This is a genomic window from Kitasatospora sp. NPDC056783, from assembly GCF_042789895.1.
In the GTDB taxonomy this organism is placed as follows: domain Bacteria; phylum Actinomycetota; class Actinomycetes; order Streptomycetales; family Streptomycetaceae; genus Kitasatospora.
The window spans coordinates 1-8,691 of the sequence record NZ_JBHUAF010000371.1 but is presented as its reverse complement, the minus strand read 5'-3'; the positions used below and the strand labels follow the sequence as shown (position 1 = coordinate 8,691).

Annotated in this window: 7 protein-coding genes and 1 tRNA gene; 5 read left to right on the top strand and 3 right to left on the bottom strand. The window is 70.6% G+C overall.

Annotated features, from left to right (window positions below):
- Positions 1-270: 270 nt before the first annotated feature.
- Both ACFRMQ_RS33830 and ACFRMQ_RS33825 read left to right on the top strand, forming a co-directional pair.
- Entirely contained in the window at positions 271-1,656 is a 1,386-nt protein-coding gene (locus tag ACFRMQ_RS33830; RefSeq protein WP_380734593.1) for an ammonium transporter, read from the top strand.
- Positions 1,657-1,794: 138 nt separating this feature from the next.
- Positions 1,795-2,442: a hypothetical protein gene (locus tag ACFRMQ_RS33825; protein WP_380734592.1), complete on the top strand. Its 648-nt coding sequence runs from the start codon at positions 1,795-1,797 to the stop codon at positions 2,440-2,442.
- Between the two features lie 9 nt (positions 2,443-2,451).
- Here ACFRMQ_RS33825 and ACFRMQ_RS33820 read toward each other — a convergent pair whose 3' ends face one another.
- A complete protein-coding gene (locus ACFRMQ_RS33820; RefSeq protein ID WP_380734591.1) occupies positions 2,452-3,189 on the bottom strand; it encodes an MgtC/SapB family protein in 738 nt (245 codons plus the stop codon).
- Between the two features lie 359 nt (positions 3,190-3,548).
- Between ACFRMQ_RS33820 and ACFRMQ_RS33815 the strand changes: the two genes are divergently transcribed.
- Positions 3,549-4,391 (top strand): siderophore-interacting protein, encoded by an 843-nt coding sequence (locus ACFRMQ_RS33815; protein ID WP_380734590.1) that lies wholly within the window; start codon positions 3,549-3,551, stop codon positions 4,389-4,391.
- 635 nt (positions 4,392-5,026) lie between these two features.
- Positions 5,027-6,016 carry a phosphotransferase family protein gene (locus tag ACFRMQ_RS33810; RefSeq protein WP_380734589.1) on the top strand — a complete coding sequence of 330 codons (990 nt, stop codon included), beginning with the start codon at positions 5,027-5,029 and terminating at the stop codon, positions 6,014-6,016.
- Here ACFRMQ_RS33810 and ACFRMQ_RS33805 read toward each other — a convergent pair.
- Together ACFRMQ_RS33805 and ACFRMQ_RS33800 are read right to left on the bottom strand one after the other, a co-directional pair.
- Positions 5,956-6,381: a hypothetical protein gene (locus ACFRMQ_RS33805; RefSeq protein ID WP_380734586.1), complete on the bottom strand. Its 426-nt coding sequence runs from the start codon at positions 6,379-6,381 to the stop codon at positions 5,956-5,958. The genes ACFRMQ_RS33810 and ACFRMQ_RS33805 overlap by 61 nt on opposite strands.
- Before the next feature lie 126 nt (positions 6,382-6,507).
- Positions 6,508-8,274, bottom strand: coding sequence for a B12-binding domain-containing radical SAM protein (locus ACFRMQ_RS33800; protein WP_380734585.1), 1,767 nt, complete (start codon positions 8,272-8,274; stop codon positions 6,508-6,510).
- Between the two features lie 289 nt (positions 8,275-8,563).
- On the opposite strand from ACFRMQ_RS33800, the gene ACFRMQ_RS33795 reads away from it, so the two are divergent.
- Positions 8,564-8,650: transfer RNA gene (locus tag ACFRMQ_RS33795), tRNA-OTHER, on the top strand.
- Positions 8,651-8,691: the final 41 nt, after the last annotated feature.

The following is an 8,691-nucleotide window of genomic DNA, read 5'->3' as shown; positions in this document are numbered from 1 at the left end:
GGGCTGACCCGGCCCGCCCGACACCCCGCCACGGGCCCGGTGCGCGTGCTTCGCGCACCGGGCCCGCCGTCGCGGCATCGGCCCTGGCGGTGCGGGTCCGGACCGCCGATACGGCGCCGCCGGGGCTCGCCCGTCCGGCGTACGCGGGGGATGCCGCGGGGGATGGCTCGGCCGCTCCGGGCGGTGTCCGGCGGTACGGTACGTCACGGCCCGCGGCCCGGGCCGGGGTTCCCGCCGGTGGTGCGGCACCGACAGCAGGAGGAGACGCCGATGCCGGAGGGCTTCAGCGCGGGCGACACGGCGTTCGTGCTCGTCGCGGCCGCACTGGTGATGCTGATGACCCCCGGACTGGCCTTCTTCTACGGCGGCATGGTGCAGGTCAGGAGCGTCCTGAACATGCTCGCCATGAACTTCGTCGCGCTGGCGGTCGTCAGTGTGCTGTGGATCCTCTACGGCTACTCGCTGGCCTTCGGCACGGACTCCTTCGCCGGTCTGATCGGGAACCCGGACCACCTGGGGATGCGCGGCATCGGCCTGGACGACCTGAAGGGCTCGATCCCGGTCACCGTGTTCGCCGCGTTCCAGCTGATGTTCGCGGTCATCACTCCGGCGCTGATCAGCGGGGCGATCGCGGACCGCGCCAGGTTCGCCGCCTGGATGCTGTTCGTCGCCCTGTGGGAGAGCGTGGTCTACCTCCCGGTCGCGCACTGGGTGTTCTTCACCGACCACGGCCACGGCGGCTGGCTGGCCGACCGGGTGGGCGTGATCGACTTCGCCGGCGGCACGGCGGTGCACCTCGACGCGGGTGTGGCCGGCCTCGCGCTCTGCCTGGTGCTGGGCAGGCGGATCGGCTTCCGGAAGGACCTGACCCGCCCGCACAGCCTGCCGCTGGTGATGCTCGGCTCCGGGCTGCTCTGGTTCGGCTGGTTCGGCTTCAACGCGGGCTCGGCGCTGGCCGCCGACGGGGTGGCCGGCATGGCGTTCATGAACACCCAGGTCGCCACCGCCGCCGCGATGATCGGCTGGCTGGCCTACGAGCGGTTCCGGCACGGCGCGTTCACCACCCTGGGTGCCGCCTCCGGCGCGGTGGCCGGGCTGGTCGCGATCACCCCGGCCTGCGGCTCGGTCTCGATGCCGGGCGCCATCGCGATCGGCGCGCTCGCGGGCGCGGTCTGCTGCGCCGCCGTCTCGCTCAAGTACCGCTGGGGCTTCGACGACTCGCTCGACGTGGTGGGCGTGCACGCGGTCGGCGGGGCGGTCGGCTCGCTGCTGGTCGGGCTGCTGGCCACGGGGAAGGTCGGCCAGAGCGCGAGGGGCCTGTTCTACGGCGGTGGGTTCGGGCAGCTGGGCAAGCAGGCGATCGGGGTCGGGGTGGTCGCCGCCTACTCCTTCGCGGTCTCCTGGCTGCTGGCCGGGGCGGTCGACCGGCTGATCGGCTTCCGGGTCTCCGCGAAGGCCGAGACGGCCGGTCTCGACCAGGCCGAACACGCCGAGACCGCCTACGACTTCACGGGGGCGAGGATTCCCCGGCCCGTACCCGAGAAGCCCCGATCGCGGCCGCGCGGGCCGGGCAGGCGCCTGAGGGGAACGCTTCGACGAGGCCTGAGGAGGAACTCCGCCACGAAGGCGGAAGGGCCGGGGACCGACGCCGCATGAGGCCGGTGGCACCGGTGCGGCGGGACACCGCGCCGTGTCGAGGCTCGGCGGCGGTGGAGCCGCGACCCGGTTCGCGGGCCGTCCCCGCCGCGGTGGTGGGCCCGCCGCTGTCAGAGGCCGCTCCTAGAATTCGGGCCCATGGGACTTTCGATATCGGTGGGACTCCTCCACGACCAGGCCCGCAACGACGCCGAGGGCCTCGACCGTCACCGCGCCGCCTTCGCCCGCCTTGGCCGGGCGCTCAGGGCGGAGGGAATCAGCTGGCAGGAGCCGGAGCCCACAGATCTGCCTCGTGCCCGGACCTTCTCCGCCGGCTTCCCCTACGGGTACCTGACCCAGCTGCGCCGCGTCCTGGTGCTCGTGGAACTCGGCGAGCCCGTCACGTCGGCCCTGGAGGTCAGCGAGCTCCAGTACGACCGCGACTGCGAGAAGATCCGGGACGAGACGTCGATGCTCGCCTCGCATCTGCTGTGTCACTCCGACAGTTCCGGCTACTACGTGCCGGTCGACTTCGAGGATCCGCTCTTCCTTCCTGACGAGGCGGAGGTCGAGGGCGCCGGAATCGTCGGCTCCAGTCAGCGCCTGCTGACCGAGCTCTCGGGCTTGGCGTCGTCGATCGGCATCGACCTCGACGGCGAGGGTGATCCCTGCGCCACGGGGGAGTCCGGGCCGAGCGCGGGTCCCGTGGCGGACGGACCGTTCGAGACGGAGCGTTTCGCCTGGTGGCAGCTCTATCGGGCGTGCCTGGCGAGCATCGCCGGCGGCCACGCCATCGTGTTCCACTGACTCCCTCCCTCAGTCCTCGGAGCGGCTGATCGCGCAGGTCAGGACACCGGGCAGTCGGGCCAGCTCGACGGTGAGGGCGGACAGGTCCCCGCGTCCGTGCAGGGTGATGAACACCTCCGCGACCCGCTCGTCGGCGCCTCGGCCGACCTCGCCGGGCGGCGCGGTCGGCTCGACGGTCGCCAACTCGGCGACGGAGAAGCCCTCGGCGGTGATCCGGGCGAGCAGCAGGCGGAGCAGGCCGCGGCCCTCGGCGTAGGTGACGCGGCAGCCGACCGGGCGGGCGCGGAGCCTCGGCAGCCGGTGGGTGAGCGGCCGCAGCACGTAGCCGACGAAGAAGTAGGCGGCGGTGGCCGCGGTGGCGACCAGCGGCAGTCCGGCGGCGGCCGCCGTGCCGATCGCGGCGGTCAGCCAGACGGTGGCGGCCGTGGTCAGTCCTCGGATCGAGCCGCGTTGGACGAAGATCACGCCGGCGCCGATGAAGCCCAGCCCGGAGACGATCTGGGACGCCACCCGGGACGGGTCCAGCGTGACCACACCGGCCTCGACCACGTCGCCGAAGCCGTACTTGCCGACCAGGGTGAAGAGCGCCGCGCCGAGGCCGACGACCGTGTACGTGCGCAGTCCGGCGGCCTTCTGCCGGATCTCCCGTTCCAGGCCGATGGCGCCGGCCAGGACCAGGGCGATGACGAAGTCGGTGGCGTGCGACCACCCTTGCGCGAACGGATCGTTGACCGCTTCCAGTGTCATCGACTCCTCCTGTTCGGCGAAGCGGACCTTTGAGCGTACGACTCATCAGACGATCGGACCGGCGCTCGGGTGGGCCGACTTGAGGGGCGGCGGAGTGAACCGGTGGCGCGTCCGCCCGGCGGGCGCCGACGGAGCGCGCGTCCGGTCGCGCCGGGCCACCGCGATCCGCGAGCCGGCCATGTTCTCCGACGGGCCGTTCCCCCCGTTCCCGGGGAAGCCTCGGACCTCCTCGCGGAATTGACGGTCGGCACCCTGGGATGGGGGCCGGCCGTCGCCACGTCCGAGCGGTACGCCACCCCAAGGTGCTAACTTAGGCAAGCCTAACCAATCAGTACGTCCGCACAGCCCAGGGAGACGCCATGGCAGATCGACCGACCCGCCGGACACCACGGGCCCGAGAGGCGCGGGTGCTGCGCACCGAGCGGATCACGCCGCACATGGTGCGCCTGGTCCTCGGCGGCGCGGGGCTGGACGACTTCGACGCCGGCGAGTTCACCGACCACTACATCAAGGTGCTCTTCGCCCCCGAGGGCGTGAGCTACCCGGAGCCCTTCGACATGGCCCGGATCCGCGAGGAGTTCGCGCCCGAGCAGTGGCCGCTCACCCGGGCGTACACCGTGCGGGCCTGGGACCCGACGCTGCGCGAGATGACCGTCGACTTCGTGGTGCACGGTGACGAGGGCCTGGCCGGGCCGTGGGCGGCCCGCGCGCGGCCCGGTGAGACGGTGCGCTTCCTGGGCCCCGGTGGCGGCTACGCCCCCGACCCGAACGCCGACTGGCACCTGCTCGCGGGCGACGAGAGCGCGCTGCCCGCGATCGCCGCGGCGCTGGAGCGGATGCCGGCCGATGCCGTGGTGCACGCCTTCGTCGAGGTCGCGGACGCCGCGGAGGAGCAGAAGATCGTCTCGCCCGCCGGGGTCGAGGTCAGCTGGCTGCACCGGGGCACGCGCCCGGTGGGCGAGGCACTGGTCGAGGCGGTGGGCGCGCTGGAGTTCCCCGCCGGCACAGCATCCGCGTTCGTGCACGGTGAGGCCGGCTTCGTGAAGGAACTGCGGCGCCTGCTGCGCCTGGAACACGGCATCCCGCGCGAGCTGCTGTCGATCTCGGGGTACTGGCGGTTCGGCCAGAACGACGACGACTGGCGGGCGGTCAAGCGCGAGTGGAACGCCCAGGTCGAGGCCGAGCAGGAGCAGGCCGGCTGATCCGTACCGCGCACGACTCCGGGAGGCGCGACGGCCGGCCGACCCGATTTCCCGTTCAAGCATCGCGGGATTCGACATCCGAGGGGACGGGTCCAGGACGGACGTGTGAACGAACAGCCCGACGTCGTCGAAGCCGTGTCCCGACCGGGTCAGGGCCGACTTCGCCGCCCGAGCGGCGAACGCGCCTGGAGCCTCGTCCTCCGGGGCGACGGTGACGGTGCGCTGCTCCGTGCGTTCCGCGAGTTTCGACGGATAACTGCCGTCCGCCACGCCTCTTAAACCGGGACGGCGTGTGGCAGGTCCACAGCTGTCGCCGCGATGAAGGCATTCACCCAACGCGTCATGACGGGCTCCGTCCGCTTTACCGTGTTTCGGGTCGCGTATCCTCGGCCGGTCCGGGGCTTCTCCATGGAACCACAGCCAGGGCCTGTTCAACTCGCGTGTAATATAGGCAAGTTGATGACATCTCCGATAATGGGGTCGTCGGAGGGGTGGGAGCGGGACACTCGGAGGCGGCACAGCCGGGCGCCCGGTTCGAGTGGGTGTCGATGTGCGTGAACGTCACACCGGATAGCCGGAGTTGGGACTCCCGAAGGCGCTTGCGTCCGCCGACGTCCGCGTGATCACATGACATCGTGAACACCTTCGATGCGGAGATCACCGTCCGACCGAAGACGCTGGATTGGGTGAACCGGCATCTGGACCGCGGCGAATGCGTCGTCGAAGCCGAGCCGCTGCGCGGCGGCATGACCGCGGAAGTGCGCAGGCTGACCATCGGCACAGGAGACACGGTCACCCGTCACCTGGTGCTGCGGAGTTTCGTCGACTCGTTCTACTTGGAGAATGCCGAAGACTGGCTGAACAGGGAGGCCGGCGCCCTGACGCTCCTCGCGGGGACCAGTGTGCTGGCACCCGAGCTGGTCGCGGTCGATCCGACCGCCGCGTGGTGCGAGTATCCATCGCTGCTGATGACGCATCTGGAGGGCAGGCCGGTCCTCGACGACGAAGGGATCGAGACGCGTGCGCCCCTGCTGGCTCGTCAGCTCGTGGCCATCCACGCGCTGCGGCCGGCCGAGCGCCCTCAGCGGTTCAGGACGTTGACGATGGCCGAGTCGGTCGTGATTCCGAAGGGCGGCGACGCGACCGTCTGGGACGCGGCGATCAACGTGATCCGCGAGCCCGCGCCGCCGTATGAAGGCCGCTTCCTGCACCGGGACTTCCAACCCGGCAATGTGCTGTTCGACGTATCGCCTTCGAGTCCGACACGGGCCCGGATCACCGGCGTCGTCGACTGGTCGCAGCCTTCGTGGGGTCCCGCGGACCTCGACGTCGCCCACTGCTGCACCAATCTCGCGCTGCTGCACGACCCGTCCTGGGGTCTGCGGTTCGCCGAGGCGTACGAGGAGGCCGGCGGGGTGCCGGCGACGGCGGCGAGCGAGCGACTGTTCTGGCTGGTGCGGGACGCGCTGTCGTGCTCCGAAGAAGTCGAACTGTGGGCGCGGGCGTACCAGGGCGCGGGGAGGACCGACCTCACGACGAGCATCCTGGAACGACGCCTGGACGCCTATGTCACAAGCCTGATGAACGCGCTGGGCTCCTGCTCGTGGTCGGACGCGGGCGGTTGATGAACCACCACGCCCATCTCGCGCGGCGTCGTCACGAGATCGGCCAGATCCTCGTTCGTCTCCTCGATGGCCCGCTTCGGGAACTGCCCGCCGACCTGTTCCCGTTCGGACGGTGAGGTGGCGGCCGTGTCCAGCGCCGCACCCAGCTCTCGCAACGCGTCCGCCGCCTCGGTGTCGGCTTCGTCGAGAGGTTCCAAGTGGTGCGTTTCGTAGGCGATTTCCGGTGAGGAATCCGATCCCGGCAGGATCGCGAGAGGGCGCATCGGCACGTCGTCCGGCAGCACGTGCACGGGGTCCGGCCGCACGTGGTGGCGCGGCTGGCGGAGAACCGCGATCTGGTCGTCGGAGAGATCGACGTCCCTCACCTGGGCGTACTTGGAGGCGGCAGAGGGGTCGCCCCGCAGGCAGCCCGCGACGGCGCCGGCCCCCCCACCTCCGGAGCCAGCGGGCCTATGGCCTACCGCAAGCACCAACCTCACGGGTCAGTACACCTAGCCGACGCTGTGCGCGCCGGCCTTGGCGTCCTCGACGTCCAGCCGTGCGGCGATGCCGCGGGCGTCCTCGAACGTGGTGGGCGCGGTGCGCAGGCCGAGCTCGTCGTGGATCGCACTGGCGATCTTGGAGAGCCCGCGCTTGAGATGGCTCGCTGGAATGGAGGGTTCGGCGGGCCGGTGGGTGCGGAGGAGCTCGGCATCGGCTCGCAGTTGCTCCAGGGTGAACCGGCCCCGATTGGTCCACCACGGTGTGTCGGAGGTGACCTGGTAGGCCCAGTGCCGGCGGCAGGCCTCTTCGAGGAGGTCGCGCACGGCTTCGACACGCTTCCGGCTGAGCCCGCCCGTGGTGTAGCGGAACTGGTCGCGGTTGAGGTTGAGCAGCTTCTGGTCCTCGCCGGTCACCTGGAGCCCGGACAGCTGGTGGAGCGAGGCGGCGCGCTCGTCCGGGGCCCGTCGGGTGAGCCGGTAGCGGCCGGACTTGATGGTCAGGATGTGCTCGCCGTGCTCCTCCAGGAAGGGCAGCCAGCGCAGCGAGCGGTTGATCGGCTCGCCGGGCACGCCGACGATGATGAAGACGTGGACCTGGATTCCGGCGTCGTGCAGGTTCCGGAGAATTCGCCCGTAATTCGCCGGGTGGTTCCAGGGTTTTGCTTCCTGTCGCAGAGTGTCCGGATCGAGGGATTCGAGGCCGAGTTGCACGGCGCTGCATCCGGCCTCGGCCAGTGCTCGGCAGTTCTCCGGCTTCAGCAATTGATCACTCGCGGTCAGATAGCACTGCCAGGTGGCCCGGTGTCCGATGCGTGCGAGTTCCCGTCCGATTTTGAGCTGCCTGGGGATGGTGAGGTATTCGTCGACGAAATCGACGCGTTCGACGCCGAGCGCGGCGATGTGCTCGGCGACGCGGCGTTCGGACATCACCCGGGGTTTGTGCAGGAAGCTGTCGCTTCCGGCAGCTATCGAGCAGAACCCGCAGCGCATGGGGCAGTTGGACATCGTGTAGAGGGGCGGCACGAAGTCCGGACTCCACTGCCGGATGCCGCGGTCGAACACCGGGGTGGGCAGCGCCTCGTAGTCGATGGGCGAGGGGGTGCGCGGGTTGACCCGCACGGTGTCGCCGTCGCGCCACACCACGCCCGGTACGGTGGCCGGCTCGGCCCCTTCGACCAGCTCGACCACGGGCCGGAAGCCCTCGGCGTAGACGATCGCGTCCCAGTGGTCGAACAGGGCGACGAACGCGGGGTCGTGGTAGGCGTCCATGGTGCGGGCCCAGTAGTTCCCGCCCATGAACAGCCGTACGTGCGGCAGCCGCTCCCGGACGAGACTCGCGAGCACGCAGGCGCTCACCAGCTGCCGCTCGTCGGCGACGCTGATGCCGACCACGTTCGCGCCCGCGGCGCGGATCCGGGCCAGCTCCGTCCCGGCGAAGTACTCGTGGAAGACGTGCTCCTCGCGGTGGTCCAGCACCCACCGCAGTTCGCCGACATCGCCCTTGAAGTGCCGCGAGTCGCACTTCACGTTGTTGCGCTCGACCCCGAAGTCCTCGAACGCCGAGGCCGTGCTCGCCGAGACCTCCTCGAACAGCCGGCGGGCGTCGTGGCGCCGCAGGATCGAGGCGTCGGGATCGCGGACGGTGCTCAGAGCCTCGTCGACCGGCTCGCCGCCGTGTTGGCGCAGGACGTGCTCGACGGCTTCGACGTAGCCGTAGTGCTGCACGACGTGGTGACCGCGCTCTTCGAGGATCGCGGTGAGGAAGGCGATTCCCATTGGCAGGTGCCAGATGCTGGAAGCCGGTGGATAACTCAGGAATACCGAGCGCTGATCAGGCACGGGATCTTCCCCCCTGTCGGCAAGGGATCCAACTGGGCCGAGAGTACGGCGGGATTCCGGCCGCGACAAGGGCTCGCGGAGTGGGGCCGGGCGTGCGAAAGGGGGCGCGCACCGGTGAATCGATCTCGGGGAGCGGAGGGTTCCGGTCATCCGGAATTTGATCTCGGATGCGCTCTTTCCATCGCCTGGACGGGCTGTTAGCGTTATTCCCGTCGGAGTTCGGCAGGCCGGGGTGGCGGAATCGGCAGACGCGCCTGATCTGATGGTCAGGTGCCCCCCAGGGGGCGTGGAGGTTCGAAACCTTCCCCCGGCACCGAGTGGTCGGCGCCGAAGCGTTCGCACCGGACCGCATGG

Coding starts and splice junctions, on each gene's coding strand:
- ACFRMQ_RS33830 (WP_380734593.1), top strand. CDS start 271: ATGCCGGAGGGCTTCAGCGCGGGCGACACGGCGTTCGTGCTCGTCGCG.
- ACFRMQ_RS33820 (WP_380734591.1), bottom strand. CDS start 3,189: ATGACACTGGAAGCGGTCAACGATCCGTTCGCGCAAGGGTGGTCGCAC.
- ACFRMQ_RS33825 (WP_380734592.1), top strand. CDS start 1,795: ATGGGACTTTCGATATCGGTGGGACTCCTCCACGACCAGGCCCGCAAC.
- ACFRMQ_RS33800 (WP_380734585.1), bottom strand. CDS start 8,274: ATGGGAATCGCCTTCCTCACCGCGATCCTCGAAGAGCGCGGTCACCAC.
- ACFRMQ_RS33815 (WP_380734590.1), top strand. CDS start 3,549: ATGGCAGATCGACCGACCCGCCGGACACCACGGGCCCGAGAGGCGCGG.